This window comes from Nitrospirota bacterium (assembly GCA_004296885.1).
GTDB lineage: Bacteria > Nitrospirota > Nitrospiria > Nitrospirales > Nitrospiraceae > SYGV01.
On record SCVN01000023.1, the window covers coordinates 99,153 to 125,536 of the forward strand.

The 26,384-nt window shown below is 60.4% G+C and carries 28 protein-coding genes and 1 tRNA gene; 16 read left to right on the top strand and 13 right to left on the bottom strand.

Annotation, left to right across the window (positions count from 1 at the left end):
• Window positions 1-11 precede the first annotated feature (11 nt).
• The 8 genes from EPO61_13565 (at window position 12) to EPO61_13600 (ending at window position 7,727) form a co-directional block, all read left to right on the top strand.
• Window positions 12-1,187 carry a helix-turn-helix domain-containing protein gene (locus EPO61_13565; protein ID TAJ07007.1) on the top strand — a complete coding sequence of 392 codons (1,176 nt, stop codon included), beginning with the start codon at window positions 12-14 and terminating at the stop codon, window positions 1,185-1,187.
• On the top strand, window positions 1,150-2,046 hold the full coding sequence (locus EPO61_13570; protein TAJ07008.1) for a hypothetical protein: 897 nt from the start codon (window positions 1,150-1,152) through the stop codon (window positions 2,044-2,046). Before EPO61_13565 ends, EPO61_13570 begins: the two co-directional genes overlap by 38 nt.
• A gap of 101 nt (window positions 2,047-2,147) precedes the next feature.
• Window positions 2,148-2,813, top strand: a complete 666-nt coding sequence (locus EPO61_13575) for a hypothetical protein (protein ID TAJ07009.1) — start codon at window positions 2,148-2,150, stop codon at window positions 2,811-2,813.
• Between the two features lie 41 nt (window positions 2,814-2,854).
• Window positions 2,855-4,642, top strand: coding sequence for a hypothetical protein (locus EPO61_13580; protein TAJ07010.1), 1,788 nt, complete (start codon window positions 2,855-2,857; stop codon window positions 4,640-4,642).
• Window positions 4,643-4,776: 134 nt separating this feature from the next.
• Entirely contained in the window at window positions 4,777-5,565 is a 789-nt protein-coding gene (gene modA, locus EPO61_13585; GenBank protein ID TAJ07428.1) for a molybdate ABC transporter substrate-binding protein, read from the top strand.
• Between the two features lie 56 nt (window positions 5,566-5,621).
• Complete coding sequence (locus tag EPO61_13590; protein TAJ07011.1) at window positions 5,622-5,921, top strand: hypothetical protein; 300 nt, start codon at window positions 5,622-5,624, stop codon at window positions 5,919-5,921.
• Between the two features lie 49 nt (window positions 5,922-5,970).
• Complete coding sequence (modB, locus tag EPO61_13595; GenBank protein TAJ07012.1) at window positions 5,971-6,645, top strand: molybdate ABC transporter permease subunit; 675 nt, start codon at window positions 5,971-5,973, stop codon at window positions 6,643-6,645.
• Complete coding sequence (locus tag EPO61_13600) at window positions 6,630-7,727, top strand: ABC transporter ATP-binding protein (GenBank protein TAJ07013.1); 1,098 nt, start codon at window positions 6,630-6,632, stop codon at window positions 7,725-7,727. The genes modB and EPO61_13600 overlap by 16 nt, the downstream gene beginning before the upstream one ends.
• A gap of 238 nt (window positions 7,728-7,965) precedes the next feature.
• On the opposite strand, the gene EPO61_13605 is transcribed toward EPO61_13600, so the two are convergent.
• The 12 genes from EPO61_13605 to EPO61_13660 all read right to left on the bottom strand — a co-directional run bounded on the left by EPO61_13605 (window position 7,966) and on the right by EPO61_13660 (window position 17,392).
• On the bottom strand, window positions 7,966-8,697 hold the full coding sequence (locus EPO61_13605; protein ID TAJ07014.1) for a hypothetical protein: 732 nt from the start codon (window positions 8,695-8,697) through the stop codon (window positions 7,966-7,968).
• A gap of 12 nt (window positions 8,698-8,709) precedes the next feature.
• Window positions 8,710-9,516 carry a molybdate ABC transporter substrate-binding protein gene (modA, locus tag EPO61_13610; protein ID TAJ07015.1) on the bottom strand — a complete coding sequence of 269 codons (807 nt, stop codon included), beginning with the start codon at window positions 9,514-9,516 and terminating at the stop codon, window positions 8,710-8,712.
• A 36-nt stretch (window positions 9,517-9,552) separates the two neighbouring features.
• The gene (locus tag EPO61_13615; protein TAJ07016.1) at window positions 9,553-11,193 is read right to left on the bottom strand and encodes a hypothetical protein; all 1,641 of its coding nucleotides are present in this window, start codon (window positions 11,191-11,193) and stop codon (window positions 9,553-9,555) included.
• A 150-nt stretch (window positions 11,194-11,343) separates the two neighbouring features.
• A complete protein-coding gene (locus tag EPO61_13620; GenBank protein TAJ07017.1) occupies window positions 11,344-11,523 on the bottom strand; it encodes a DUF2292 domain-containing protein in 180 nt (59 codons plus the stop codon).
• Between the two features lie 57 nt (window positions 11,524-11,580).
• Window positions 11,581-12,462, bottom strand: coding sequence for a hypothetical protein (locus EPO61_13625; protein TAJ07018.1), 882 nt, complete (start codon window positions 12,460-12,462; stop codon window positions 11,581-11,583).
• 1,012 nt (window positions 12,463-13,474) lie between these two features.
• A tRNA-Met gene (locus EPO61_13630) sits at window positions 13,475-13,550 on the bottom strand.
• Window positions 13,551-13,631: 81 nt separating this feature from the next.
• The gene (locus EPO61_13635; GenBank protein ID TAJ07019.1) at window positions 13,632-14,009 is read right to left on the bottom strand and encodes a hypothetical protein; all 378 of its coding nucleotides are present in this window, start codon (window positions 14,007-14,009) and stop codon (window positions 13,632-13,634) included.
• Between the two features lie 112 nt (window positions 14,010-14,121).
• Window positions 14,122-15,300, bottom strand: coding sequence for a hypothetical protein (locus EPO61_13640; GenBank protein ID TAJ07020.1), 1,179 nt, complete (start codon window positions 15,298-15,300; stop codon window positions 14,122-14,124).
• Window positions 15,301-15,327: 27 nt separating this feature from the next.
• Window positions 15,328-15,540: a hypothetical protein gene (locus EPO61_13645; protein ID TAJ07021.1), complete on the bottom strand. Its 213-nt coding sequence runs from the start codon at window positions 15,538-15,540 to the stop codon at window positions 15,328-15,330.
• An 84-nt stretch (window positions 15,541-15,624) separates the two neighbouring features.
• Window positions 15,625-16,314, bottom strand: a complete 690-nt coding sequence (locus EPO61_13650) for a hypothetical protein (GenBank protein ID TAJ07022.1) — start codon at window positions 16,312-16,314, stop codon at window positions 15,625-15,627.
• Between the two features lie 29 nt (window positions 16,315-16,343).
• Window positions 16,344-16,586, bottom strand: coding sequence for a hypothetical protein (locus EPO61_13655; GenBank protein ID TAJ07023.1), 243 nt, complete (start codon window positions 16,584-16,586; stop codon window positions 16,344-16,346).
• 98 nt (window positions 16,587-16,684) lie between these two features.
• Window positions 16,685-17,392 (bottom strand): chlorite dismutase, encoded by a 708-nt coding sequence (locus EPO61_13660; protein TAJ07024.1) that lies wholly within the window; start codon window positions 17,390-17,392, stop codon window positions 16,685-16,687.
• Window positions 17,393-17,616: 224 nt separating this feature from the next.
• Here EPO61_13660 and EPO61_13665 point away from each other — a divergent pair, with 224 nt between their 5' ends.
• The 3 genes from EPO61_13665 (at window position 17,617) to recA (ending at window position 20,806) form a co-directional block, all read left to right on the top strand.
• The gene (locus tag EPO61_13665; protein TAJ07025.1) at window positions 17,617-18,918 is read left to right on the top strand and encodes a competence/damage-inducible protein A; all 1,302 of its coding nucleotides are present in this window, start codon (window positions 17,617-17,619) and stop codon (window positions 18,916-18,918) included.
• Complete coding sequence (gene thpR / locus EPO61_13670) at window positions 18,915-19,541, top strand: RNA 2',3'-cyclic phosphodiesterase (protein TAJ07026.1); 627 nt, start codon at window positions 18,915-18,917, stop codon at window positions 19,539-19,541. Before EPO61_13665 ends, thpR begins: the two co-directional genes overlap by 4 nt.
• Window positions 19,542-19,711: 170 nt before the next feature.
• Window positions 19,712-20,806 carry a recombinase RecA gene (gene recA / locus EPO61_13675; protein TAJ07027.1) on the top strand — a complete coding sequence of 365 codons (1,095 nt, stop codon included), beginning with the start codon at window positions 19,712-19,714 and terminating at the stop codon, window positions 20,804-20,806.
• 46 nt (window positions 20,807-20,852) lie between these two features.
• Here the strand turns inward: recA and EPO61_13680 are convergent, their stop codons facing one another.
• Entirely contained in the window at window positions 20,853-21,038 is a 186-nt protein-coding gene (locus EPO61_13680) for a hypothetical protein (protein TAJ07028.1), read from the bottom strand.
• A 5-nt stretch (window positions 21,039-21,043) separates the two neighbouring features.
• Between EPO61_13680 and EPO61_13685 the strand changes: the two genes are divergently transcribed.
• Genes EPO61_13685 through deoC form a run of 5 tightly spaced genes read left to right on the top strand, consistent with a single transcriptional unit; the run spans window position 21,044 to window position 26,370 of the window.
• Entirely contained in the window at window positions 21,044-21,520 is a 477-nt protein-coding gene (locus tag EPO61_13685) for a hypothetical protein (GenBank protein TAJ07029.1), read from the top strand.
• The gene (gene alaS / locus EPO61_13690; GenBank protein ID TAJ07030.1) at window positions 21,517-24,150 is read left to right on the top strand and encodes an alanine--tRNA ligase; all 2,634 of its coding nucleotides are present in this window, start codon (window positions 21,517-21,519) and stop codon (window positions 24,148-24,150) included. Before EPO61_13685 ends, alaS begins: the two co-directional genes overlap by 4 nt.
• Window positions 24,147-24,638 (top strand): Holliday junction resolvase RuvX, encoded by a 492-nt coding sequence (gene ruvX, locus EPO61_13695; protein TAJ07031.1) that lies wholly within the window; start codon window positions 24,147-24,149, stop codon window positions 24,636-24,638. The genes alaS and ruvX overlap by 4 nt, the downstream gene beginning before the upstream one ends.
• Window positions 24,635-25,660, top strand: a complete 1,026-nt coding sequence (gene mltG / locus EPO61_13700) for an endolytic transglycosylase MltG (protein ID TAJ07032.1) — start codon at window positions 24,635-24,637, stop codon at window positions 25,658-25,660. The genes ruvX and mltG overlap by 4 nt, the downstream gene beginning before the upstream one ends.
• Window positions 25,657-26,370, top strand: a complete 714-nt coding sequence (gene deoC / locus EPO61_13705) for a deoxyribose-phosphate aldolase (protein TAJ07033.1) — start codon at window positions 25,657-25,659, stop codon at window positions 26,368-26,370. The genes mltG and deoC overlap by 4 nt, the downstream gene beginning before the upstream one ends.
• Window positions 26,371-26,384 lie beyond the last annotated feature (14 nt).

Below are 26,384 nucleotides of genomic sequence, written 5' to 3' on the forward strand. Positions count from 1 at the left end.
ACCGCGGTCCCATGGGGAAAAACAGCCGCGCCGAACCGATCGCAAACATCGAGAATCGCTTGCGCAGCTTGCGTATCGCCAAGGGGCTTTCGCAGGGAGCTCTGGCTGGCATGGCCGGAGTCACGCGCCAGGCCATCTATGCCATCGAAGGCAGCCAGTATTTGCCTACGACGGCGGTGGCGCTGCGCCTAGCCGGCGCCCTCGACTGTCGGGTCGAAGATCTCTTCAGTCTCATTGCCGGTGGAGAGATCGTCGAAGGGGAGTTGGTCGGGTCTCTTCCGTCCGATCCGGTCCAGGCCCGCGTCAAAGTGGCGAGGGTTGGAAGTCGCCTATTGGTCAGGCCGGTTGCAGGGCTGGGGGAAGTGTTGAACTTTACCGTCCCGGCCGATGGGCTGCTCGTTGGGTCTCCCACCGCGTTACGCCGGACTGTGCGGGAAGGGGATCGCGTGCGGGTCCGACTCCTGAGAGATCGCCGGATCGTGGATGGAGAGATCGTCGTGGCTGGCTGCGATCCGGCCATCTTTCTCGCCGGTGAGTATCTCCGCCGCCGGCAGGACCAGACGACGGTCGTCGAATGGTCCATGGGGAGTTCTGCCGCCATGGAAGCGCTCAAACGGGGAGAGGTACATGTAGCCGGTCTCCACATTGTGGACCCGAAGTCCGGCGAATCGAACCTGCCCTACCTACGTCGTCACTGGAAGGGACCGGAGGTCCAAGTGGTGACCTTCGCCTCCTGGGAGCAGGGGCTGATGGTCAGGCACGGCAATCCGAAGGGCATCAAAGGGGTGGGGGATCTGACGCGCAAGGGCGTGGTCTTGATCAATCGCGAAGCAGGGGCCGGCGCGCGGCTGTTGCTGGACCAAAAGTTGGCAGCGGCCGGTATCAAAGTCGATCAGGTTAAGGGGTACCAGCGAAGCGCTAGCTCTCACCTGGAAGTCGCGCGTCTGATCGCGGAAGGGCAGGCGGATGTCGGAATGGGGGTGCGGTCGGCCGCACGTTTATTGGGGTTGGAATTCCTGCCGTTGCAGGAGGAACGGTACGACTTAGTCATTCCTACGCGATATTTTGCCGACCATCCAGGCTTGGAACGATTGCTGGATATCTTGGTCAGCCGTCCGTTTCGCACCGAAGTCGAGGCCTTGGGCGGATATGACACGCGGGAAACCGGAAAGGTTCAGACGTTGTGAGGCGAACCGCATCATGGCGCATCGGCAGGGGAGAGTCATGAGTCGATCGTGGATTGTTTGGCTGCCGGCTGCAAGCTTGTTCGTCGGCATGTCGCTGGGCACCGCATCCTTGGCCGAGCCGGTCGCCGAAACGCTGGTGATCGGCGCATCGCCCAGCATGAAAGGGCCGATTGAGGCGGTGGGGCGAGCGTTCGAGCGGGCCCATCCGAGCGTGAAGGTCAAAGTGTATTACGACTCTGGGCTGGACCTGAGGCAGATGATTGCCACGGTGGGCAACGACCACAGGTTCTTTCTCGGGAGTGGTCCGATTGACGTGGTGGCGCCGGGCGGCGACGAGCTGCTCACGCGATTGGAGTCCAAGTATTACGTCCTGCCCGGCACGAAGCGCTCTTACGCGGCCGTTCCTCTTGTGCTGGTCGTTCCGGTCGCGCTCGTAGAGGCGCCGGCTTCGTTCGATGAACTGGGCCCGGGGGGCAGATACCGGATTGCGATCTCGGATCCGACCTTGACGGAGTTGGGGCGGCAGACTGGGCAGCTCTTTGAGTCCCTCGGCATTGCCGATGACGTGAAGGCGCGGCTGGATGTCGCCTCGGATGCGCGGGGCGTGTTGGATCATCTGCTGCTGGGACAGGCGGATGTCGGCATTCTGTTCGGTCCGGATGCCGTGTTGGAGCAGGAACGGGTTCGCATCGTGGCGACGGCGGACAGGCCGACCGTCCAGCCGACCGTTCATTCGATGGCGATGCATCGTTACTGTCGAGACCGGACGTTGTGCCTGGAATTCCTTGCCTTTGCCGAGTCCTCGGATGCGCAAGCCATTGTGCGGTCTTTGGGCTATACGACGCCCGGTGAGCCGTAAAAAATTTTACGTTTCATGTCAGTATACTTTTAAAATTAACAGTAAACTTGTCTTTTATGGAGCGATGTCCGTGAAGTGTCTGGTCGGAGAAGGAGATTGAGATGACACGAAAAAGGATCGATCGGTGGTCCAACGCAGTGATCGGAGCGGTCTTGGCCGGCTGGTTGTTGTCACTGTTCGGCTGTGCGCGGCTGCCATACACAGTCCAGACTGTCCATGAAGACCAGCGGGCGGTCGTCACGATCCAGCGGGAGGTCAAGCCGGCTGGGTACAGCCATCCGGTTCAGATCAGCGCCCAGGATCTGGCCGTCATGCTCGGTTCGTTCTCCTTTCGGGAGAAACAGAAATTGCCGCTTCGGTGGTTTGCCGAAGAAACGCCGCCGAAAAGGATCTTCCGGCAGGACGAGCTTGAGGCGCTGGTTCTGTTCCTTGCCGAGGCCTTGCAGAAGGCGGGGCCGGAGGAACGGGTCCATTTTACGGTACTGGCTCCCGGCATGAACCCCGCCCTCGAGCGAGACACCACGGACGGCTGGATCGCCGTCCGCGGTCCCTACTTCCATCTCACCCTCGAGCATTACCACGCGCAATTTTCAATCCGGAAGGAGGAGATGTGGGATCTCCGCTATCCCGCGATCCCGCCTGAGCCCGGCACCTTCCTGCTCTATTTTGAGCCGAATCGCTTTTGGAGCACCGATCCGACGGTGAACGAGCGGGGCCTGTTGTACCGCGACTTTCTCAAGTCCGCGATCCTGCCCGGCAGCAAGTAGCCCATATCGGTACGGACGAGACCGTTCATTTGCTCTTATTGATGGAGGTGGCCATGAGCCGATGGGCTCGGTTGATCGATACAGTGAAAGCCAAAACCTTCTTGATAAACATGCTGGCTCTGGCCGGCATGGCGATCGGCTTCTTGGCCGGTCCCCTGGATGCCGTGGCCGTGGATTCGGGCCAGCTGATCGAAAAAGACGGCCAGTATGTCTTTGTGGAAAGCCAGGACCCGGCGTTGCGGCTCCTCATGGATCGGGCGTTTGAGAAGGGCCTCATTACCAAAGAGGAGTATGCGCAGGCCCTCAAGGAATCGGAAACCCATCGGTACCAGACCCAGGTTCCGTTCAAGCTCTGGTATGATCGGGGCTTCAATATCTCCACGAACGACAATGCCTTCTTCCTCAAGATTCGCGGCCGGGCCATGTTCCGGGAAACGACGCGATTTCGAAACGATGCCTGGCGCAACCCGGGCGATGCCAAGAATTATCCGGAACTCCTTGGCGTGTTCGGGGATTATCGCGCGAACCGCTCGACGAACGACGCCACCTATTTCAATCTTCGGCGCGCACGCCTGCTGTTTTCGGGGCACGTCTTCAATCCGGATTTTAAATATTTCGTGCAAATGGGATTCGAAACTGCGGAGAACGCCCAGACCCCAGGCGCGGCCAATCTCCTCGACTTCTACGTCACCAGCACCCATTTCCCGTTGTTCAACGTCCAGGTCGGGCAGTATAAGGTCTTTTTCAACCGCTCACAAATTAACAATACCGCCTCCATGCAGTTCGCCGAGCGGGCGCCGATTCAGGACGCCTTTACGGCCAACGGACTGAATCGCCGCGACATCGGGATCACGATCATGAACGACGACGAACTGTACCCGGTGAACTATTACCTCGGCGTTTTCAACGGCAGCGGTCCCCTCTTCACCCGCTACGGGGCCTATGACAGCGAAGAGCCGACTCCCAACTGTCCGGGCGGGCAAACCGGCGGTAACCCGGTCCCTTCTCCAGCAAGCTGCCCGACCAATCAACGAAACTTGAACGCGAACTTCAGGGGAAGCTCGATCAGTCAACTCATGTATACGGCCCGAGTGATGTGGAATGTCATGGGACGGCCAGGCTACGGCGAGGGCGACCTGGCCTATTCGGAAACGCCTCAATGGGCGATCGGAGGGAACATCGCCTACAACCCGCAGATCAATACCAGCAGCGACAATGCCTTCATCGGTATCGACCTGGCGAATCTCAATTGGCGCCGGTCATTGGCCACATTCGGGAACGGCCGACAACTCGGATGGGGCATCGTGGACTATACGACCTGGGGACTGGACACCATTTTCAAGTACCGAGGCTTCTCATTCCAGGGGGAGTACTACTTCAAAAACATCACCCGCCATGAGAAAGGGTTGCCCTGCATGCAGCGCGTGTCGGCCGCCGCGGCTTGCTCGGTGTTTGCTCCGTCGCTGCTGGGGAATGCGAGCGGGTTTTACGTCCAGTCCGGCTACTACCTCATTCCCCGCTATCTCGAATTCGCCGCTCGCTATTCCTATTGGGATCCGGATTCCGGCGTCGGCGGCGATCTGATCAAGCAAGTGGATGCGTCCATCAATTTCTTCCCCTTCGGGGTCTACGACTATCAAGTCATGCTCACCTATTCGAATCAGGCGATGGGCACCGGCGGCTATGCGATCGGCCGCAGCGCGCCCTTGCCCGCCGTCGGGCCATTGAGCAGCGCGTCATCCTATCCTTCGGGCACGGTGCCCTTGGATGCGAAGGGGGGGGCGTTGATCGACAATACGATCCGTCTGCAGTTGCAAATCTTCTTCTAAGGCGGTGTCTTGCGCGGCGGGCGGCCTGCCAGTATAGTGGCGGTGGTTCGGATCGGTACACGAAGAGACATCGGTCGAATGCCGTGGCGTCAGGAGAGTCTATACGTGGAGGAGCGATGATGATCGTTGGGAAAATGGCGCCTATTCTGCTTGCAACTTGGGTTGTCGTGGCGGTCTGTATGGTGGTTTTTGGAATGGGAGGACTTGCGTCGGCCTCAGGCGAGGAGTTGACCATCGCCGCTGCCTCCGACTTGAATTTCGCGTTCAAGAAGATCGTGTCGGACTTTGAGAAAGCGACGGGTACTCATGTCAGGCTTTCCCTGGGGTCATCGGGCAATTTTTTCTCTCAGATTCAGCACGGGGCTCCGTACGATCTCTATTTCTCGGCGGATATCCGCTACCCCCAGAAGCTGGAACAGACCGGCCATGCGGTGCCCGGCTCCCTCTACAAGTATGCCGTCGGGCGGATTGTGGTCTGGACGCCCAAATCGTCTCCGGTGCCTGTGTCGCAAGTGGGCATGGACGCGTTGCTGGACCCCTCAATCAAAAAGATCGCCATTGCCAACCCGAAACATGCCCCCTATGGGCGGGCCGCCATCGCGGCGATGGAGCATTTCAAGATTTACGACCGGGTCAAGGAGAAGCTTGTGCTGGGTGAGAACATCTCCCAGGCCGCCCAGTTTGTCGAATCCGGCGCGGCCGACATCGGAATCGTCGCCTTGTCGCTGGCGTCGGCACCGGCCATGAAAGAAGCCGGCCAGTATTGGGAAATTCCTGCGGCATCCCATCCGGCGCTCGAGCAGGGAGCGGTCATCGTGGCGGGTACGAAACAACAACAGGCGGCCAAGGCCTTTTTGGATTTTCTGAAGGGGCCGGAGGGACGGCAGGTCATGGCCGGCTACGGATTCGTATCACCCGAATAACCCCGGACGGGATTCCTGTGCGCCTACCAGAACTTTCCGTTGGTCTTCGCCGATGGTTGAGTGTAGCCGGGCTGGCGCTGCTGGCTACTCTGGTCGGATGCGCCGAGGGGGCCCGGTTTGTGCGCGTGGATGAGCAGGGGGGCCTCGTGATCTACCCGCTCAAAAAGGATCGGGAGAGCATCTACGCCTCGCCGTTCCGCGCAGAAGCCTTGAAAATGATTGAAGCGCATTGCCACGGAGCCTACCTGATCACGAAAGACGGGGAGACGAAGCCGGAGATGCGGGCGACCGGCCTCGACGCGGATGAACCATTGACCGCGAAGCGTTTTTGGGGACTTCAATTTCGGTGCAAATGACGGACATCGTCACGTCTTTGTTGCATGAGGTGAGGAGGAGCGGGCCGTCGTGAACTGGATGGCGATCCTGGTCACCCTGAAGCTGGCCACACTCACCTCGTTGATTTTGGTCCTGATCGGTCTGCCGTTGGCCTACTGGTTGAGCTTTTCCCGTTGGCGTTGGAAATTCCTGGCCGAGTCTGTGGTGGCGCTTCCATTGGTGCTGCCGCCGACCGTCCTGGGGTTCTACATTCTCGTTGCAATCGGGCCGCACAGCCCGCTCGGGCAGTTCTATGCGACCCTTGTCGGACATCCCTTGCCCTTCACCTTCGAGGGACTGTTGTTCGCCTCCATTCTGTACAGCCTCCCGTTCGCCGTGCAGCCCTTTGCCGCCGCGTTCGAGCAAGTGGATCGTCGCCTCATTGAAGCCTCCTGGACGTTGGGCGTGTCCAAATTCCGCACCTTCTTCAAGCTGATTGTTCCGATGTCCGCAGCGGGGATAGTCACCGGCGCCGTGTTGAGTTTTGCCCATACCCTGGGCGAGTTCGGAGTGGTGTTGATGGTGGGCGGCAATATTGAAGGCGTGACGCGGACGGTTTCGATTGATATCTACGACGAGGTCCAGGCGCTTAACTATGCAGGTGCCGCCAAGACCGCTCTGTTTCTGTTCGTGGTGTCGTATATCGTCTTGCTGGGCGTCTATGCGATGAACCGGAAGGTCTGGGCCCTATGGCCGCAGAAGTGATCATTGACATCGTCAAGGCCTTCCCGGGTCGCTTGACGATCAGTACTTCATTTCGCATGGCGTATGAACCTCCCTCGGTCCTGGTACTCTTCGGGCCATCCGGTTCTGGAAAGACGACGATTCTACGCTGCCTCGCCGGACTCGAATGGCCGGACCAGGGGAGCATCCGATTCGGCTCGGAAACCTGGGTGGATACAGGCGCCAGTATCCGACGCCATCCCCAACAGCGCCAGATCGGGTACATGTCTCAGGACTATGCCTTGTTCCCGACCTATTCAGTCTTGGGCAATATTGCGTATGGTCTTGGAGATATGCCGGGAACCGAACGGCAGCAGCGTATCGAGGAGGTAACGGCCTTGCTCCAGTTGCAGGGGACGGAGGGTCTTCGCCCCACCCAACTCTCCGGAGGCCAGCAGCAACGAGTCGCCCTTGCCAGGGTCCTTGCGCGACGTCCGCGCCTATTATTGCTCGACGAGCCGCTGTCCGCATTGGACATTCCGACTCGATCCAGATTGCGCGGCGAGTTGCGATCGTTGTTGAGGCAGTTGGCCATTCCCACCATCGTGGTGACGCATGATTGGGAGGAAGCTCTGGCGTTGGGCGATCGGATGGTGGTCCTTCGAGAGGGGCGGGTGCTGCAGGAAGGAGCGCCGCAACAGGTGTTCAATCGTCCCGGAGACGCGGAGGTGGCCAAGATCGTCGGCATGGAAACGGTTCTGCCGGGTCGGGTCATCGAGATGACTCAGGGGTTAGTGACGGTTGAAGTAGAAAAACGGAAACTTGTGGCGCTTGGCACAGGGGAGGTGGGCCCGGAAGTCTTTGTGTGCATTCGCGCCGAGGATATTTTATTGGAATCGCCCCCTGCAGGCGCAACCAGTGCAAGGAATCAGCTGGCTGGAACCGTGCGCGGGGTCACTCCGATGGGGGCGCTCGTGCGCGTCGAGATCGACTGCGGTTTTGTGCTGTCCGCCGTCGTGACGCGCTCCGCCCTGGAGGAGCTGCGCCTCTCGCCCGGGGCGTCCGTCGTGGCCGCGATCAAAGCCGGTTCCGTGCACCTGGTGCCGCGACGTAACAATGCCTGACCGGTGACAGATATCCGCGCAGTTCCTTTCGGCGTAGGCCACGATCAGCGACTCTTCAGAGTGGCCGGTCTCCGCGGTGGCGACCACTCCAATGCCTGATATGTGTCAGGCCCTCCCGTGTGGCCTGCTTGCTCAGCGATTCCATAGAGTCGCCGACGACGATCAAGAGTGCCATGATAGGCCATCCAATCCTGCTTCCGCCCATTGCTCGCAACCGTGCCTGTGCATCAGCGGCGGCCTACGGTTTTAGGCTTCCGGGCTTCGGCTCTTCGCCAGGAACCGGCTCGGCGATCGACAGGGCCTTGCGAAACCTGATCTCCAGCTGCTCCTGCTGCTCCGGCGAGAACCAGGGACTGGCCGAGCCGACCCGCTCAAGATATTCTTCCGGCTCGAAGGTGACATTAAACGGACCGGGGACTTCCGAGATGTTCGGCAGTTGGCGATCGTACTTGCTGATGTCCGGCTGCGGGCCATGCTTGTCGTGCACTTCAGTCAACACCAGGTAGAGAAGCGGCTCTTGGACATACACCCAGCCCGTCGTGGTTTCTTCATCTCCAGTCTCTGTCGGATTGCTGAGGTGGAAATAGACGCGATCGGTCCGAGCTGCCTGGGCCAGGCCCCTGGAGAGGGCCGGCGACAGGACGGAAATTTCATCTTCCCGGAATGCGCGTTTCTTGTCCGCCTTGCCCATGAGGAGTTCATGGATGATATTGCGTCGTTCCCAGACGCGGACACCTCGCAAGAGTGCCGAGATTTCGTGCGGCGTCAGGTTAATCGGATGGGAATTCAGCGATGCGCCGGCCGGACTTCGCTCGGTTCGAACCACATCCCGACCGCCTTCCAGGACGGCCGCGGTCTGTACGGGGGCCTGACGTGCGCAACCGCTCGCAATCGCTCCGTCCATCGCCAAGAGCACGAAGGCCAGGCTCCACAGGACCTTGCGCGTCAATCTGCTGTTGATCTGTTCCATGTGCGTCTCCTTTTACCGCTGTGCGGGGCTCGTGTTGGAGGTGGCCTGGTCGAATCCATGTTCCCGCAAGACGGCCTGCGCCTGAGCCGAGACCATGAACGCGCCGAATTCACGCGCCAGCGTCAGGTCCCTAACGGTCCACACGGACGCCAGACCGTAGATGACCGGCGGATGCGAGTCGGCCAGGGTTTCCGCAATAATGCGGACCTTGCGATTCTGAGCCGCATCGGTCCGGTAGACGAGGCCGACGTCGGCCTCGCCCTTGGCTACCAAGTCGAGCACTGCGCCGGAATGTTCCCCATACACGTAACGAGACCGAAGATCCTGGTCAAAATTCGAATTCTTGAAGAATTTCGCCGAGAATTTTCCGACCGACGACGTTTTGGGATCGCCGATCGCGATCCGCCTGACTGCAGGTTTGCGGAGATCCTGGATCGACCTGATTTGGGTCGGAGCGCTGGTGCCGGTGATCAGAACCAGTGCCGTGCTCCCGTAGATCTGCGGAGATCCGACGATGAGCCCCTTGTCCTGAAGGGACTCAAGTTCTTCGAGCGAGGAGGGGAGATAGACATCCACCGGCGCTCCCTGTTCGATTTGCTGGCGTAGGGTCTGTGACGGGCCGTACACGATCCGAACGTTGACTTCCTTATGCTGGGCTTCGAACAGCGGAAGAACCGCTTTCAAGGGTTCATGCAGGCTGTTGGCCGCCGCGATGGTGAGCGACGCCGTGGGTTCGGCCTGCGCGGTCGGCGCGTCCCAGGCTATGGCCAGGACGACGATGAGCAAGAGCGCCCCTGATCGGACCAATTGTCGTATCATGTGATGCCTCCGTTGCACGTGGCTCGCGCGCGTTCGTTAGAAGTAGAACTGGTATTGCACGTTGCACCGATTCTCGATGAGATTCCTGCCGAATCCCGGTATGGTTTCCCAGGGTGACCGATCCGGCGTCCGCCCGCCGCTGCCCATCGTGATGTTGGCATAGTCCACGATGAGCCGGTTGTTGTAGGTGCCGTCGAAGCTGTAGTTCAGCGCCGCGCCGAATTCCTTGACCAGGTCGTTGACTTGCTTGGTGGACGGATCCATGAATCCGTACCGGACCGCCACTTCCAGCTTTCTGGGGATCACATACTTGCCTACCTGCGCGTACCAGCCCCAAGCCCGGCCGAGTTCCACCTGGGGACCGGTGGGGTTGGTGGTCGGATCGAACGCAATGGTCTGGGAGTCGTGGCTTCGCACCCGTTGATGCCGATAATAGCCTTCCGCCTGGAGCGACCAGCCGAGGTACTTGCCGATCACATCCACCTCATAGCTTTGGAAATCGTAAATGCCGCCGCCGAGGAGCCTACCGTTGCCGTTCTTGGTCACGCTCTGACGGTATGTCCGGTCGACGATGTCCGAACGGATCGAGCTCAGGTAGTTTTGTGCCGGGTTATACGCATAGCCGGCCGCAATCGCGACCTGGGGGGTGCGCGAGTTGAGAATGTCTCCTTGGCCGTATCCCGGATTGCCCGAGATCTTGTACAGCAGGCGGGCCGTGTACATTAGCTCTCCGGTCAGGAATCGGGTGTCCCAATTATATGTGCGGCGGACATTGGCCGAGGGCGTGCCCCCTCCCAGGCCGGCTTGCACATTGGACGCCGGCACCGCTTGGCTCACGGAGGTGCCTTCTCGTGTGAGGTTCGTCCCGGCTCCGTTCCAGATGCCGATGGCATAGTTGAGCTTGTATTGCTCTTCATCGCTGAGGATCTGGATGCCGATGTCGCGGCTGTTGATGAGATTGGCGGCAAACGCGTTTTGGACGGTCATATTGTCCGCGAAGGCCGTCGTGGCGTTCGAACTGATCTGTGAGCGGTTGAACCAGACTTTTTGTTGACCGAGCTGGACCGTGGCGAAGGGGATATGCCAGGAGGCGATATAGGCATCGAGGAGTCTGGCTCTGCCGCTGCCGCCTTCTTGATCCCAGGGGGTCTGATCTAGCGCCAACGAGACGTTGTAGCGGAAGTCTGGATCGAACGCATGCCCCATGAATTGCAGTTGCGCCCGGGGGACGGAAAACTCGTTCGAGTCGCTTTGCTTTCTAATCGCTCGGAACTCCACCTGACCTCCTAGAATCTCAGGATTCCTTGAGTCCCCGATCGTTCCCCAGGTTTTATTGTAGGAGCTGTGCGTGTACCGGACCTCGGTGAGTACCCGCATTTTCAGTAGGAAATTGTCGCCGATACGGATATTCAAGCCGTTGTTGACGTCGATTTTGAAATTCGGCGTTTGTAGACGTTCTTTCGCCTGCACGACCGACAGGCCTTTTTCGTATTCCTCCTGGGTAATGATCCCCTTGAGATAGAGATACTTGAGGCCGGGATCTTCAGTGGAAACGTATTGCCATCGCCCGTCTTTTTTCACCAGTTGCCCTTCCTCAGCCGCCCAGGCCGTATGGAGCGAGCCTGGGGCGAGTCCTGCCAGGGCGATGCTTAAAATAAACAACCGGAGAATCCGCATGACGAAGTGTCCTTTCAGTCATGAGAACCTCCGGTTATCCGGTCGGATCGCCTGAGAATGTGAAGGTCTTTCCTGTGGCGCCTCCAGTGTCCCGGTCGGCCGATCAATTCCGCAGGTAAATTGTTTGATCAATAATTTAGGGGTTACACCTCATGCTTTTTGTCCTGCCTGCGGGCCGATACGAATCTTTTCTTTCCGCTCGATCTGCACAATTTCCGAATCATGGACGATGATTTCCAGCGACCCATAGCGGATTCCGCTCAAGGCCCGCAGTATCGTCTGGATCGTCGTCTGCGCTTTGGCTTGACTGCCGACGTTCAGGGCGTCCATATACAACTCCCTCTTCGCAGTCCCTAGTTCTTCCGAGGGGCGTCACGCGCAACCCGGTCAGCGCATGATGACCTGCTTGCCCTGGTTCCAGTACCACTGGATGGCGAAGTTCGGGTAGAACGCATCGGGGCTGTTCTGCCCGGCGGCAGTGTAAAGCACGCCGAATGCGCCGACCCAGGCGTCGGAAAACCGCCATTGAATGGCCGGCTCGATCCCGATGACCGTCGAGCCGCTGCGCGATCCTCGATTGAGCGCGTGGCCGTCGGCGCGCCAGGTAAGGCTGTGATACGTGGCCAACTCAATGTTGTAGGCCAGCCCCTTCTTGTCGTCCAGAAAATGTTCGAACGCCACGCGAGTATTGATGATGTCGCCCACGTAGGTGGTTTGGCCTCCGTCGTTTCCGGGGGCCGCATAGGTGTAGTACACGCCGCCGCTCAGGCGATACGGCTGCTCATTTTTTCGAAAAGTCAGCCCTTCGGTCACGCCCAGTTCACCAAATCGGGTGGCGGGAAGGCGTCCCAGCGGAGCAAAGCCTCCGGGCGGCCGCTCCGTGCCGGCCCAACGGCTCGTGGGAAGAATAATCTGATTGTAGAGGGTGACGGAGGGGCGCGTACTGTCGGGATCCTGCACGATGGGCCGATACTTGATGACGAGTGAGAGGTCGCCGAGGCCCGAGTCCGTGGTCATGGGGCCGCCTCGTCCCTTGTTGAACCCTTCCGAGTCCTGCGCCCAGAAGGTGTTCCAGGAGGTGGCGGCGCCAAATTCCACATGGTCGGTGATTCCGTAGGTGACGGTTACGAGCGGTGCAACGGAGTAGAGATGCGTCGGGCCGCTTTTCGCATCGACCGGCGTCGTGAGATGGTTGCCATAACTCTTTTCGGAAATTTGGGAAAACAAGAACGGACGGACCGAGAGCTGTCCTTGAGGATGGATGTCCACGGATTGAAGGAGTAGGGGACCCTCAGAAAACGGATTCCAGCTCTTTCTATACTTGGCAATCTCTTCAGCCGAGGGAGTCCAATCGAAGGCCATGGCCTGGAGGGGCCAGACAGGGACCTGGAGGATGAGGACTAGAAGTATCCCTTGGGGAATGGCTCTATGGCGTTCTTGCGACGACATATTTAATTCCGATCTAAATTATGTTATAATATTATTATAAGTTTAAATAGTTTGTCAACATATTTATTACATAATATATTCAATAGCTTAATTAGATACATAGAATTTACTGTTGCGTCCGGCTAGAGGTAAAAATGTCACTGGGCACGTGACTATACGATGCGAATGGACAGAAGGTGGTTTACCGAAAGCCTATTTTGCAGGAAGGGCATCGGCTGGGATTAAGGCCTAACCAATGCTTCCCTACTGGTCGGCTGTTACAGTTGGGGCAGCGATAGATCGTGTAGGCAATGATTAGGGTTGCAATGAATGCCATGATGCAGACCGTTAGCCGATCATGAAGGCTCATTTCCCATGAAGTTTGCGGTGGCGCCAGATATATCTTCCACATGTGGTAGGACAGGAGCGCCACGGTCCCAATGCCGGCGGCAAACACGATGGCCTGCCGTTTCCGGAAGCGAGCGATTATGATCCGAGAATATATTCCATGCTGGACCGTCATGAAAGGTTAACCCATCTCAAGCGCTATGGCTACGCAGCGCCTGATCCGGATGGCAAGGCAAGCCGCAAAGCTTCTCCAGCGCAGCCACTGGTTTGACGCGAGATGCTCATAAACGGTTATCAACATAGCATGCCCAGGAAGGCGGAGCAAAATTGCTCGATGTTTGCGAACCTGGAAGCGGTGGGAAGGCAATCGCACATTCGGTGATGCCCAGCCGTCAAGAGCGGTCATGGGCTGGGGTTGCTAATCCGAAAGCGGATCCGCACTTACTTGTGGCTAAAACGTCCCCCTGAATGTAATCGCCGCAGACGGTTCACGCGAATTTTTATATGGTGGCGGTGGAGGGTATCGAACCCCCGACCCGCGGCTTATGAGTCCGCTGCTCTACCAACTGAGCTACACCGCCACGCGACGGACTATGTATCAAGGAGTGCGCCCGACGTCAAGGCCATTGATACTATTTGCTCGGAATGGACGCCGGATGAGTCTAGCCGACGAGGTCTGGGTTGAGGCGCTCGAGTGGCTGAATAAAGCTGGCTTTGATCTCGTTGAAGACGATCGCGCGTCCGGCCTGCCTGAGCCGATTGAAGACGCCTTCCACGATGACCTGTTCGCCCTCATGGATCTCCACCTTGCCCAGCGCGACCACCCTGACCGTGCCTTTGTCGCCTGTGAGCAGAAACCCATAAGCCGGCTGCCCCTGTCGGTTGGTCGCAATCTGCAGATTCGCAACCCTTCCGGTGACCATCACGGCCTGCCGATCATATTGTTCCGGGTGGGCCAGGATCTCGGTGATGTCCTGCACGCCAGCCGCTTGGGAGGCGCCGGTCTCCAGCAGCCATGCAGACAAGAAAAGGACCAGCATGAGCCACTTCGCGCAACCAAAAGAGTGTCTAGTCTCAGTGTGCACGGTAGGCTCCACAATGGAATGTTGCCCTGATGGGTTTGAATGGTATCGGCCTGTCATTGTCTCTCGCTTAGCGCCGTCCTTGAAGATCCGGATGGCTTTCCCCCATGAAGCTTTTCAGGACATGCTGTCCCATCTCGCTCAGTTGTGCCTCGGTCGGGATCGGCGCCGCCCCCTCTTCGATCGCCGATACCTTGTGAGCCGGGGCCACGCGGGCGAGCAAGTCCGTTTCCAGCGCTTCGTTCGACATGTCCATGTCATTCAGGATGGCCAGGAGGCGTTGGAGCGCAAACACGGAGATGGCTTTCGAGCCATACTCAGCCTGATGTCGAGACTCTTGAATCAGAGACAACCAGAACCGCCCTTCGAGGTCTTCGGGAAGGGCGCCAGCGGCGAAGGTCGTGAGCTTTTCAATGAGGGCCCCTTCGGTACGCTCAAGGCCATCGTAGACGGCGGGAGAGTGCTCTACCGGTGAATGCGACAATACTTCCAACGTTTCCCGCCAGAGATCCACCGGGGGACTGTTGGCCTGGAGGGTCGGCGGCGAGGCGGCGGCGAGTCTGGTTTGGAGGCCTTGCAAATACTGATGCAAGTACTTGGCTTTGCGGGCAGCAAGGCTGCCGGCCGGGATGCCCCAGATATGGGCGATCTCATGGTCTTGGAGCGGTGACGCATTGGCCAGGTCGAATTCCCGTTTGGCTTGTGCCAGGCGCTTACGATCAGTCTCGATCCGCCGCAAAAGACGTTGCAGCTCCAGGCCTAACCGTGCTTTGCGGTACTCGTCTTCCACCACCTCGCCGAGTTCCCATTTTCGCTCCAGCTCTCGGATGACCGGCTTGGGGACCGAGGTCCGCGCCTGCTTTTTCAAGTCCTCAACCGCGTCCGGCGTCAATGCGAATTGGGCGGCCAGCAGTTTCGAGGCGAGCGTGACCAGCGTTTCATTTCGGGCAAGCAATCGCTGGAGGCAGTCGACCTGCAGCTTGATCCGTTCCCGCTTTAGGCGCACCTGGATGCGGTATTGCTTGACCCGGTCGGCAATGCCTTGCAGCGTTTCTTGGGAGATGTAGGGGGTAATCGGCTTGCCGCCCGCCTGAAAGCGTGGGTCGGGCCGATCCGACGCCATATACTGCACATCCTCGGCTGTGACATCCAGGTACCGCAGCAGCAACAGGCGGAGCATGATGCGGCCTTGGATCGGCAGGGCATCGACTGTGGCGACTATCTGTTCTTGCGTCAACACCGTGCCCATGTTGCACTCCATCCGGACGGTCGTTGGTTAAGCCGATCCTTCTGTCTGGGCCTCAAGGTGTGTCGCCACGTATTCACGGATTTGTTGCACCGTTCCGTTGGCGTACAACTCACGGGGAATGTCGATACGCACGAGTTTGGTGGGGTCGGCGCCCCGTTCGACGGCATAGGCTTCGTCGACATATAGACTGACCGAACCGTCCGGATGTCTGATGGCGCAGAGGGCCGTGGAATCTTCCATGCGACGATCTCGTTGTTACCCGGATGTGCATCCACCGACAGCGATGAGGAGTGAATGTCTGATAACACAATGTCCGGCGCCCTGTCAAAGTTTGCCGGGAGCCGGCGATCGCGAGCTGAAACAGGGGGCGCGCCAGAGCACGTAGGCGGTGAACGCTGCGAGCGTCAGCAAGAACACCGTCCTGACACGCCCGTAGCCGAAACAGGCGAAGTTCGCGGATGCGTTCAGAAATCCAAACGCGGCGTAGATGACATAGAGCAGCAGCCCCCAGCGGCGGAGACGCAGAAACCCATAGCCGATCAGGATGTGCAGAGTGGGTGATTGGGCCTTGGCGAGCAAGCCCCAGAGCCCCGCAGGTTTGGCGCAAAAGACGGTCAATGCGTAGGAGGGGTTCACAACGATGATGTAGAAATCCGTGGCCGCGGTCAGCAGGAAAAGCAAGCCGAGGTATCGGATATCATGGGCTTCCGTCCAGACGCGTCGCCATGTCTCCTTGAATCCCCAGCGGTCGGTGGATGCTGGAGGCAGCCACGCATCATAGCTCTGAAAAGCCCACCAAGGCAGGCCCAGCAGCATAAAGCACAAAACGGCCGCGCCGGTGCCGCCGAGCTTCCCGACTCCCCAGGTGCCGATCAGAAGGATGCCTGTTACGGCTATGACAAGGAGCGATCGGCCTGCTTGTCGCTTGATGGCCTGCCCCAACCCCGGTGCCAGGAGGGAGAGAGCAGCGGCGAGCGATTGCGATCGGTCGATTGTCGGGTCGTCCGCTGCCATCGGTCGAAGGGACTGGGACTGGAGATGGGCTAGCTCGCGCGGGCGGGACGTTTGTGGCGGCCAGCCGTGCGGGTCTGCAGCAGGGAGGCAGTGCTGGACGAGGAGCCGGCGACTGCGGTTGGCCGTTGGTCCGATTGAGTATCATGCCGGTTCTGAGCGATGGTCTGATCAAGCCGGAGCCCGCACTGGATGCAGCGCCACCCCTGGAATCGTCCGCTGTGCTCCTGAATTTCCTCCTGGATCAACAGGCCGGTACACTTCGGACAGTTCATCGAAAGCTCTCCTCTCGTCCGTGGATTCGTGCGGGATAAGGAACCGGCGGCCTCCCGTTTGCCCGAACGGCGCGCCGTGCCCGTGGCTCGGCTGCCGGTCATCCGCCCAGCGTATCGAGCATCTCCTTCAGGCTCTTCATAATGCAGCTGAAAATGGGGGTGTCGCGTTCCGTGTACCGGCTGGCTTCGGCCAAGCGCAGCTCCATTACCAGATCGAGGAAATCCTCCGGCTTGTCCGACTCGAAGGCCACGACGAACTCCTGGTCATCCAGCCCGAACGAATAGGTCGTATTCAGCTTGACCGATGGGTACCGGTGCCCGATTTCGATATGCTCGTCCATCATGCCTTGGCGGGCGGCCTTGGTCAGCAGATACCAATCGCGCGTTTTGACGAACGGGTAGACGAAAATGTATTTGCTCTTGCCGGGAATGACCTGCAGTCGCTTGCTTTCCTGGCCCTCATGGGTATGGTGGTCCACATAGATGGACCGCTTGGTCATCGAAAGGTAGGAGTAGGGGGTCGTCATGTATTTGCCCAGGCCAGTGGCGAGCAGCTTGGACATCATCTCCTGGAACAGCTCCATCTCGTAGCCGATGCGCCAGAGCATGAAGTCGCAGTCGCCCCGGATACCAACGAGCGTATAAGGAATCACAATGACCTTGCCGGCATATTCCTCCACCACACGGGCGAACTCTTGCTTGCCCCTGGTACGCTCCTCCTCCGGCAGTCTGCGCCAGGCTGGGTCCATCTTATGGAAACTGAAGTTGACGAATTGTCGTTTGGCTGTCTGCTCAGGGCTCGCCATTCCTCTCCTCCATGCACGCCAAAAAAATCGCGGTCGTATGGGAAGTAGGATTTCTATCACTTCGTGACGCTATTTGTCAACCGGATGGCCGGGTGACAGCTATGCCTGATAACTTTCCAGGTGGTTGATTTTACAGTCGAATAATTGACTGTTGGCTGTTTGTGACATGCTCGTCGTTGACAGGTTGTCGGCAATCTGTTATCGGCTCGACAGCGGAGGAAAAGATGCAACGCGGAGAAATCATTGCCATCGGGTCGGAGCTCTTGCTCGGCGGGCGGCTGGATACCAATTCCATTTTTTTGAGCGATGGCTTGGCCTCAGCCGGGATTGAAGTCCGGTTTAAAACCGTTGTGGGCGATGTGGAAGACGACATCGTGGCGACCCTTCGTACAGCGGCGCGTCGGGCTGACGTGGTTCTGCTCACCGGCGGGCTTGGGCCGACCTCGGACGATTGCACCAGAGAGGCGGTGGCCCGCGCGACCGGCCGCCCCTTGCGCCGCCGGGCGGAAGCGGTTGAGGGCATGCGCAGGCGATTGGCGGCTTGGGGCAGGACTCCGTCGGCGGCGCAACAACGGCAGGGGTTGATTCCGGCAGGCGCCGAGGTCCTGGCCAATCCGGTTGGCTCCGCCCCCGGCTTCGCCTTGCGCTGGAAGGGCGCGCTGATCGCCGCCTTGCCCGGCGTGCCGGCGGAAGCGGAGCGGATGTTTGCAGCGATCCTGGCGCCGATGCTCCAACGAGAAATAGTGTCGGGGCGGACCGAGCGGCCAGAAAGAATCGAACGGCTGGTTCTTCGTACCGTCGGTCTGCCCGAGTCGGAACTCGAGCAACGGATCGCAGGATTGCTGCCTCGTTCCGGCTGCATCCGGCTCGGTCTGCTGGCTTCTCCCTTAGGGGTGGTTTTGTCACTGACGGCAGTGGTGTCCGAGAGCCGACAGGGACGGCACCAACTCGATCAATTGGAACGGGTTTTCCGAACAATCCGGAAGAAGCTCGGCAGGCATGTCTATGCCGAAGGGCCCGACACGATGGAGCAGGTCGTGGGGCGATACCTGGCGAGTCGTGGCCTGGTTCTGGCGCTGGCCGAGTCCTGCACCGGGGGGCTGATCGGCCACCGCCTGACTCAAGTGCCCGGCAGTTCCGCCTATCTGGACCGGGGCGTGGTTTGTTACAGCAACCGCGCAAAAACCGAGTTGCTGGGCGTGCCGGAGCGGTTGTTGATCACGCATGGAGCGGTCAGTGCCCCTGTGGCTGCGTCTATGGCCAAGGGGGTCCGTGCGAGGAGCCGGGCGTCGGTCGGCCTGAGCGTCACCGGCATTGCCGGGCCAGGCGGGGGAACAGCCAAGAAGCCTGTGGGCTTGGTCTATGTCGGACTCGATACGGCCCGGAGCAAAGCGGGCCAAGTCAGCAAGACGCAAGCCTTTCGTTTTCACGGTACGCGCGAGACGATTAAACTGCGAGCCTCCCAGGCGGCCTTGAATATGCTGCGGGAGTGGCTCGCCTCGACAGGCCCTCTTGGCGGACCATGATCAGAACCTTTCTGGCTGTTGAATTGCCGGCTGCTCTCACGCAGGCCATTGTTCAGGTCCAGGCCGATGTTAGGAATCGGATTTCAAGGGAACTGTCCCCAGGCATGCGCCTCCAGTGGGTGCGCCCCACTGCGATTCACCTGACCTTGAAGTTTTTCGGGGATATCCCGGAAGATCACGTGGACGATCTGCAATCTGTGGTCGGGGATGCTCTCCATTCTTTGGCTCCCTTTTCCATCGCTGTGGCAGGACTTGGTGTCTTCCCCGATCTGCGGGTGCCGCGGGTCCTTTGGATCGGGCTTTCCGCTGGACCTGAGGAGAGCGGGGGCAATCCTACGACAACCTTATCCCATCTGGACGAGACGATTGAACGGAGCGTGGAAGGACTGGGCTATCCGCCCGAGTCGAGACCCTTCAATCCCCACTTGACCCTGGCAAGAATCAAGGAAGGGTCCAAAGAGGTGGGAAGGGTGTTGGCGCGGATCGGCCTGCTGGACGTCGATGTTCAACTCGGGCAGCTGAATGTCCGAACGGTGGCCCTCGTGCAGAGCGAACGCAGACCCTCTGGCTCCATCTATACGAAGCTTTGGGAGGTTCCGCTTGGCGGAGCGGGGCAAGGATGAAGCGGCAGCCAAAAGTCCGGCTTCAAGGTCGACCAAGGCTATGCTTTCCCCCCATGACTTGGGTATAATGGCCGCTGCTACAGAAACGATGACAGAGGAAGGGCGAATGGGGGCTAGGCCGCTCATCATTCTACATTCCGCCTTCATCATTGCACGGTAAGGAGGCCTCCATGGCAGAGCGAACAGCCGAAAAAGACGAGAAAAAGCGCGCGTTGGACCTGGCGCTCTCCCAGATCGAAAAGCAGTATGGCAAAGGGGCCATCATGAAGCTGGGCGGGGCCGAGCCGGCGGCGGATGTGCCGGCTATTTCGACCGGCTCCCTGACCCTGGACTTGGCGCTTGGCGTCGGGGGTTTTCCGAGGGGACGGGTGATCGAGATTTTCGGGCCGGAATCGTCAGGGAAGACCACCCTTTCGCTCCATGCCATTGCCGAGGCCCAGAAAGCCGGCGGGGTGGCCGCCTTCGTTGACGCGGAACATGCCCTGGACCTGGGCTATGCGAAGAAGTTGGGCGTGAACGCCGACGAATTGCTGGTGTCCCAGCCGGACACGGGAGAGCAGGCGTTGGAGATCGCCGAAACATTGGTCCGCAGCGGCGCCATCGATCTTATCGTGGTGGATTCGGTAGCCGCGCTGGTGCCCAGGGCCGAGATCGAGGGGGAAATGGGCGATGCCCATATGGGACTGCAGGCCCGCCTGATGTCGCAGGCCTTGCGGAAACTGACGGCCGCGATTTCGAAATCCCAGACCACGGTCATTTTCATCAATCAGATCCGCATGAAGTTGGGCGTCATGTTCGGGAATCCCGAAACGACGACGGGCGGCAACGCGCTCAAGTTCTATTCTTCGGTCCGGCTGGATATCAGGCGGATCGAGTCCATCAAGGAAGGGCAGGACGTCATCGGCAGCCGTGTGCGGGTGAAGGTGGTCAAGAACAAGATGGCGCCGCCCTTCAAGCAGGCGGAATTCGACGTCATGTTTGCGGAAGGTATTTCGAAAACCGGGGAGCTCGTTGACCTGGGTGTCGAGAAGAAGATCATCGAGAAATCCGGGGCCTGGTATTCCTACAAAGGGGAGCGCTTGGGCCAGGGCCGTGAGGCGGTTCGTGGCTTTTTGAAAACGAACCAGACGATCGCCAAGGAAATCGAGACCCGTTTGCGCGAAGCCACCGCGCCGGCGGCCAAGCCGATCGAGAAAAAACCGGAAGGACGTCAGCCGGACGGTAAGGCGGACGATAAACGGGCGCACGTCGGGCGCGCCTCCTGACCGGACGGGGCTGGAGAGCGTGAAGCCGTTCCTCAGTCTGCGTAATTCATGAGGGTTCGTAATGAAACCGCTGAGACGCCTGGCGGGACGGGCGCGTGGAGTCGCGAGGAAGGGAGGCATCCTTGAACAGGATGTCGACCGACCGAGCGGCGAGCCCGCTCGCCTGGCCGCCTAGAACCAGCGGCCAGGTTTGTCGCAGCGGCGTGTCGGCGGTTGGAATAGAAGTCTTCATGGATCATGCAGGCTAAGATTCATCGGTCTGCCGATACCCCTGATCAAGCCGCCGAGCGGCTGGAGCAGGCGGCCCTGCGGTACCTCACTCGTCGTGATCGAACCGAGGCCCAGGTGCGGACCTATCTGGAGCGAGCCGGTGCGGCGCCGGCCTTGATCGCCGCCTTGCTCGGGCAGTTCCGTCGGCGCGGCTATGTAAATGACGCAGCCTATGCCGGACGTTGGGCTGGGGCCAGGCTCGCGCAGAAGCCAATGGGGCGCGAGCGGCTCGAAGCCGAGTTGACGGCGCAGGGGTTCGAGCCGCCGACGGTTGCAACAGCCTTGAGGCAGGCCTACGAAGGGCGCAACGAAGAGGACCTGGCGCGCAGGCTGTTGCGCGCGCGGGCCGCTCTCCGGACTCAGGCCAAGCAGGCGGCCTTGCTGCGGCGGCACGGCTTTGACGAAGCGATCATCCAGCATCTTGTAGGAGACCAGGATTCATGAAGATTCAGACCGCGGATGAGTTGCGGCAGGGGTTCCTCCGCTATTTCGGTTCGCACGGTCACCAAGCCGTGCCCAGCTCTCCGCTGATTCCGCAGGCGGACCCGACCATCCTGTTTGCCAACGCGGGAATGAACCAGTTCAAACGGGTCTTTCTCGGCGAGGAGGTCAGGACCTATCGCCGCGCCGTGACCGTTCAGAAGTGCATGCGGGCCGGCGGCAAGCACAACGACCTGGAGAACGTCGGCTACACGGGCCGGCACCATACCTTCTTCGAGATGCTCGGGAATTTTTCGTTCGGGGACTATTTCAAGGAAGAGGCGATCCATTTCGGGTGGGATTTCCTGACCAACGTGGTCGGGTTGCCGAAGGACCGACTCTGGGTCACGGTCTTTCGCGACGACGACGAGGCCTTTCAACTCTGGGGCAAGATCGGCATGCCGACCGCTCGCATCCTGCGCTGCGGGGAGAAGGATAATTTCTGGCAGATGGCGGACACGGGTCCCTGCGGCCCTTGCTCCGAAATCCATTATGACCAGGGGCCGTCCGTGCCGGGGGACGCCGAGCCGAACGGCGAGGGCGACCGGGTCCTTGAAATCTGGAACCTGGTCTTCATGCAGTACGACCGCGATGTCAGTGGGACCTTGAAGCCGCTGCCCAAGCCCAGCATCGACACGGGGATGGGCCTGGAGCGGCTGGCGGCGGTGGCGCAGGGAGTCCACAGCAACTACGACAGCGATCTGTTTCGCCCCCTGTTGAGCGCCATCGGCGCCGAGACCGGCCGCCGCTACGGCGAGCAGCCCGTTCATGACCGGTCCATGCGCGTCATCGCGGATCACTTGCGGGCGACGGCGTTTTTGTTGGCCGACGGCGTGGTGCCTTCCAATGAAGGGCGCGGCTACGTGTTGCGCCGCATCCTGCGCCGCGCCGCCAGACACGGCCGGTTGTTGGGGGCGACGGAGCCGTTTCTCCATGAATTGACCCGATCGGTGGTCGAACAGATGGGCCGGGCCTATCCGGAGCTGCGGGGTGCGGCCGAGACCATCGCCCAGGCCACCCAGGGAGAAGAAGAGCGGTTCATCGCCACACTGGACCAGGGGTTGCCGATCCTGAACGATCTTGTGGAGAAGGCCAAGGCCGCCGGCCGTTCGTTGTTGCCCGGCGAGCAAGTCTTCAAGCTGTACGATACCTACGGGTTTCCCCTCGACCTCATCGCCGAGGCCTGCAAGGAACAGCAGATGCAGTTGGACGAAACGGGCTTTCAGCGGGCCCTGGAGGAACAGCGTGACCGGGCCAGAAAGACCGCCGGCTTCGAGGCGGTTGCGGCCAAACCGATCATCATGGAAGTGGCAGGCCGGGTTCGTCCCACGGCTTTTGTGGGCTATGAGGGACTGAAGACGACGGCGGTCATCCAAACGATCCTCAAGGGCGACCGGCTGGTGAAGGAGGCGGCGGAAGGGGAAGAGATCGAACTGGTCCTGGACGTCACGCCCTTCTATGCCGAGGGGGGGGGCCAGGCCGGGGATCAAGGGATGCTGGCGGGACCGGACGGCCGGATCGAGATACTGGAAACCACGAGGCCGGCCCCGACAGTCATCCTGCACAAGGGCAAGGTGATCGCCGGGCGCATCAGGGAAGGCGAGCGGGTGGAGGCCTCCGTGAATCCCGTCACCAGGCAGGATGCAGCCAGGAACCACACGGCTACGCACCTCGTCCATGCGGCCTTGCGCGAACTTTTGGGACCTCACGTACGCCAGTACGGGTCCCTCGTGGCGCCGAACCGTCTGCGGTTCGACTTCGCGCATTTCAAACCCCTGTCGTCGCGAGACATGGACGACATCGAAGCGCTCGTCAACGACCATGTCCGGCGCAACGAGCCGGTGCAGACGCAGGTGATGGGGGTGCAGGAGGCCGTGGCCTCCGGGGCGATGGCCTTTTTCGGGGACAAGTACGGCGAGCAGGTCCGGGTCGTCAGCGTGGACACGTTCAGCAAGGAGCTCTGCGGAGGCACCCATTGCCGCCAGACCGGCGAGATCGGCCTGTTCCGGATCGTGGCGGAAACCGGTGTGTCCGCGGGGGTCAGGCGGATCGAGGCCCTCACCGGATCCGGAGCCATGGCGCAGCTCAAACGGCTCGAGGCGGAGGTGCGCGAACTGTCCGAACTGTTGAAAGTCGGCCCGTCCGAACTGGCGGCCAAGACCAAGAAATTGATGGCGCAGTTGAAGGACAAGGAGCGGGAGCTTGAGCAGGTCAAGCTCAAGCTGGCCAGCGGCTCCAGCAGCGAGGCGCAGGTGCGCACGATTCAGGGCATCACCGTACATGCCCAACGGGCCGATGGAATGGAGGGGGGCGAGCTGCGGACGCTGGCCGACCGGCTCCGCGACAAGTTGGGCAGCGGCGTTATCGCCCTGGGTTCCGCCAAGGAGGACAAAGCGTCACTGCTGGTGGTCGTGACCAAAGACCTCACCGCCCGTTTACGGGCCGGCGATCTCATCCGCGAGATGGCGGCGGCCATCGGCGGGACCGGCGGCGGGCGTCCGGAAATGGCCCAAGCCGGCGGGAAGAACCCGGAGGGTTTGGATGCGGCTTTGGACAAAGTGTTTGCATTGGTGGAGGAAGCGGCCAAGCGGTGAGCGGCACGTCGACCAGACGAATTTTAGCCCTCGACCCGGGAACCAAGCGTATCGGGGTGGCCCTGAGCGATGAGCTAGGCTGGACCGCGCAGCCGCTGGAAACCTATGAGCGACGGTCCGTCGCAGCGGACGTGGCGCATATCCAGCAGTTGGTAGACCGACACGAGGTGAAGCGGATCGTGATGGGGTTCCCCGTGCGACTGGATGGAACGTTGGGGCCGGCCGCGTTGCAGGTCCAGGAGTTCATCGGGCAGCTGGAGCAAATCGTCACCATTCCCATCGTGACCTGGGATGAGCGGATGACGACCAAGGCGGCGGAAGAAGTCCTGATCCAGGCCAATATGAGCCGCAGGAAACGCAAGGGAACCGTGGACCGGGTGGCGGCCGCGATTCTTCTGCAGAGCTACCTGGAAAGCCTCGGTGCCGATGGAGGCGTCGCCGGTTCTCAACCTGATGCGACGGATCCCATCAGTGCGGAAGGGATATGAGACGAGGCCTGGCGCTCTTGTTGGCTGGCGTCGGCTTTTGCATGGCTGGGGCCTGGCTCTTCCAGTGGGCCACCACGACAACGGTCGATCGGCCTGGCCAAGGGGTGGTCAAGACCATCGAGATTCCAGATGGGGCGACATTTCGGCAGGTCGCGGCGCTGCTGCAACGGGAACACCTCCTCTGGAGCCAATGGGGGTTTCTGCTCTTGGGGAAATTGACGGCGTCGGATCGCCGGATCGTGGCGGGGGAATATGCGCTCCGGTCCGATATGTCGCCCAAGGACTTGCTGGCCGAGCTTCGAAGCGGCCACGTGGTGCTGCATCCGGTGACGATTCCGGAGGGGTATACCGCCGCTCAGATTGCCGAGCTGCTTGACCAAAGGGGAGTCTTGGAGGGCAAGGAATTTTTGCGCCTGGTGCATGATCGAGACTTCATCCAGAGCCTCAGTCTCGAGACGGATAGTCTTGAAGGGTATTTGTTTCCAAGTACCTACCGGCTGGCCAGGCGAGTCAAAAGCAAAGACGTGATCGCAACCATGGTGGGCAGCCTCCGGCAGGTCTTGACCCCGGAGCTTCAGGCTCGCGCGAAGGAAGTGAACATGAGCGTCCATGACGTGCTGACTCTGGCGTCGGTGATCGAAAAAGAGTCGGGCGTCGAGTCCGAGCGCGAACTGGTGTCGGCGGTGTTTCATAACCGCCTCCGGCGGCACATTCCACTCCAGAGCGATCCGACCGTCATCTACGGGATTCAGAATTTTGACGGCAATCTGACCAAGAAGGACCTGGCCGCCGCCGGTCCGTACAATACGTATCGCATCACCGGCCTTCCGCCGGGCCCCATTGCCAACCCCGGCGCAGGAGCTATCCGGGCGGCGCTCTACCCCGTGCCGACTAATTACCTCTATTTTGTTTCCCGCAACGACGGCACGCATCAGTTCTCCTCCACATTGGCGGAGCACAACCGGGCGGTGGAGCAGTACCAGCGTCGGCCGCATCGGCGTCAAGCCAAGCACCTGTCATGACCCAGAGACGAGACTCGCACATGTCCTTCGATCCGCAGCAGGACCTTGCCGCCCGCATCGATCATACGATCCTCCGTCCCGATGCGACGAGGGCTGACGTCATGCAGCTCTGCGAGGAGGCGGTGCAGTATAGATTCACGGTCGTTTTTGTGCCTCCCTGCTACGCGGCCCAGGCCATCAAGGCCCTCGCCGGCCGACCTGTCCGTGTGGGCATTCCCGTCGGGTTCCCGCACGGGATGCAGACGACCGCCGCCAAAGTCGGCGAAGCGGTTGAAGCCGTCGGCTTGGGCGTCACGGTGCTGGATATGGTGATGAATGTCAGCCTCCTGAAGTCTGGCGACCAGGCCCTGGTTCGTGATGATATCGCCGCCGTCGTGCACGCTACGCCGGGTGCGGAGCATAAAGTCATTCTCGAAACCGGCTATCTGACGCGGGAGGAAAAGCTTCTGGCCTGTCGGCTGGTGATCGACGCGGGCGCCGATTATGTGAAAACCTCGACGGGATTCGGCCCCGGTGGGGCGACGGTCGAGGACGTGCAGTTGCTGGCTCAGGCGGCGGCGGGCCGCGCCAAAGTCAAAGCCTCCGGGGGCATCCGCACCCTGGCCGCCACGCAGGCGCTCCTGACCGCCGGGGCGGATCGGATCGGAACCAGCGCCGGTGTCGCGATCATGAAAGAATGGCGCACGGCGCTTGCGTCGTCACGACCGTGATGGCTAATCTGTGG

Bases quoted from the DNA above. Each gene is read 5' to 3' on its own strand.
- EPO61_13570 (TAJ07008.1), top strand. From the start codon at position 1,150: ATGACACGCGGGAAACCGGAAAGGTTCAGACGTTGTGAGGCGAACCGC.
- EPO61_13640 (TAJ07020.1), bottom strand. From the start codon at position 15,300: ATGGGCACGGTGTTGACGCAAGAACAGATAGTCGCCACAGTCGATGCC.
- deoC (TAJ07033.1), top strand. From the start codon at position 25,657: ATGACCCAGAGACGAGACTCGCACATGTCCTTCGATCCGCAGCAGGAC.
- modA (TAJ07015.1), bottom strand. From the start codon at position 9,516: ATGATACGACAATTGGTCCGATCAGGGGCGCTCTTGCTCATCGTCGTC.
- EPO61_13600 (TAJ07013.1), top strand. From the start codon at position 6,630: ATGGCCGCAGAAGTGATCATTGACATCGTCAAGGCCTTCCCGGGTCGC.
- modA (TAJ07428.1), top strand. From the start codon at position 4,777: ATGGCGCCTATTCTGCTTGCAACTTGGGTTGTCGTGGCGGTCTGTATG.
- EPO61_13575 (TAJ07009.1), top strand. From the start codon at position 2,148: ATGACACGAAAAAGGATCGATCGGTGGTCCAACGCAGTGATCGGAGCG.
- EPO61_13620 (TAJ07017.1), bottom strand. From the start codon at position 11,523: ATGGACGCCCTGAACGTCGGCAGTCAAGCCAAAGCGCAGACGACGATC.
- EPO61_13615 (TAJ07016.1), bottom strand. From the start codon at position 11,193: ATGCGGATTCTCCGGTTGTTTATTTTAAGCATCGCCCTGGCAGGACTC.
- EPO61_13645 (TAJ07021.1), bottom strand. From the start codon at position 15,540: ATGGAAGATTCCACGGCCCTCTGCGCCATCAGACATCCGGACGGTTCG.
- EPO61_13635 (TAJ07019.1), bottom strand. From the start codon at position 14,009: ATGCTGGTCCTTTTCTTGTCTGCATGGCTGCTGGAGACCGGCGCCTCC.
- EPO61_13660 (TAJ07024.1), bottom strand. From the start codon at position 17,392: ATGGCGAGCCCTGAGCAGACAGCCAAACGACAATTCGTCAACTTCAGT.
- EPO61_13565 (TAJ07007.1), top strand. From the start codon at position 12: ATGGGGAAAAACAGCCGCGCCGAACCGATCGCAAACATCGAGAATCGC.
- EPO61_13655 (TAJ07023.1), bottom strand. From the start codon at position 16,586: ATGAACTGTCCGAAGTGTACCGGCCTGTTGATCCAGGAGGAAATTCAG.
- EPO61_13580 (TAJ07010.1), top strand. From the start codon at position 2,855: ATGGAGGTGGCCATGAGCCGATGGGCTCGGTTGATCGATACAGTGAAA.
- EPO61_13665 (TAJ07025.1), top strand. From the start codon at position 17,617: ATGCAACGCGGAGAAATCATTGCCATCGGGTCGGAGCTCTTGCTCGGC.
- EPO61_13650 (TAJ07022.1), bottom strand. From the start codon at position 16,314: ATGGCAGCGGACGACCCGACAATCGACCGATCGCAATCGCTCGCCGCT.
- EPO61_13685 (TAJ07029.1), top strand. From the start codon at position 21,044: ATGCAGGCTAAGATTCATCGGTCTGCCGATACCCCTGATCAAGCCGCC.
- mltG (TAJ07032.1), top strand. From the start codon at position 24,635: ATGAGACGAGGCCTGGCGCTCTTGTTGGCTGGCGTCGGCTTTTGCATG.
- EPO61_13605 (TAJ07014.1), bottom strand. From the start codon at position 8,697: ATGGAACAGATCAACAGCAGATTGACGCGCAAGGTCCTGTGGAGCCTG.
- alaS (TAJ07030.1), top strand. From the start codon at position 21,517: ATGAAGATTCAGACCGCGGATGAGTTGCGGCAGGGGTTCCTCCGCTAT.
- thpR (TAJ07026.1), top strand. From the start codon at position 18,915: ATGATCAGAACCTTTCTGGCTGTTGAATTGCCGGCTGCTCTCACGCAG.
- recA (TAJ07027.1), top strand. From the start codon at position 19,712: ATGGCAGAGCGAACAGCCGAAAAAGACGAGAAAAAGCGCGCGTTGGAC.
- EPO61_13680 (TAJ07028.1), bottom strand. From the start codon at position 21,038: ATGAAGACTTCTATTCCAACCGCCGACACGCCGCTGCGACAAACCTGG.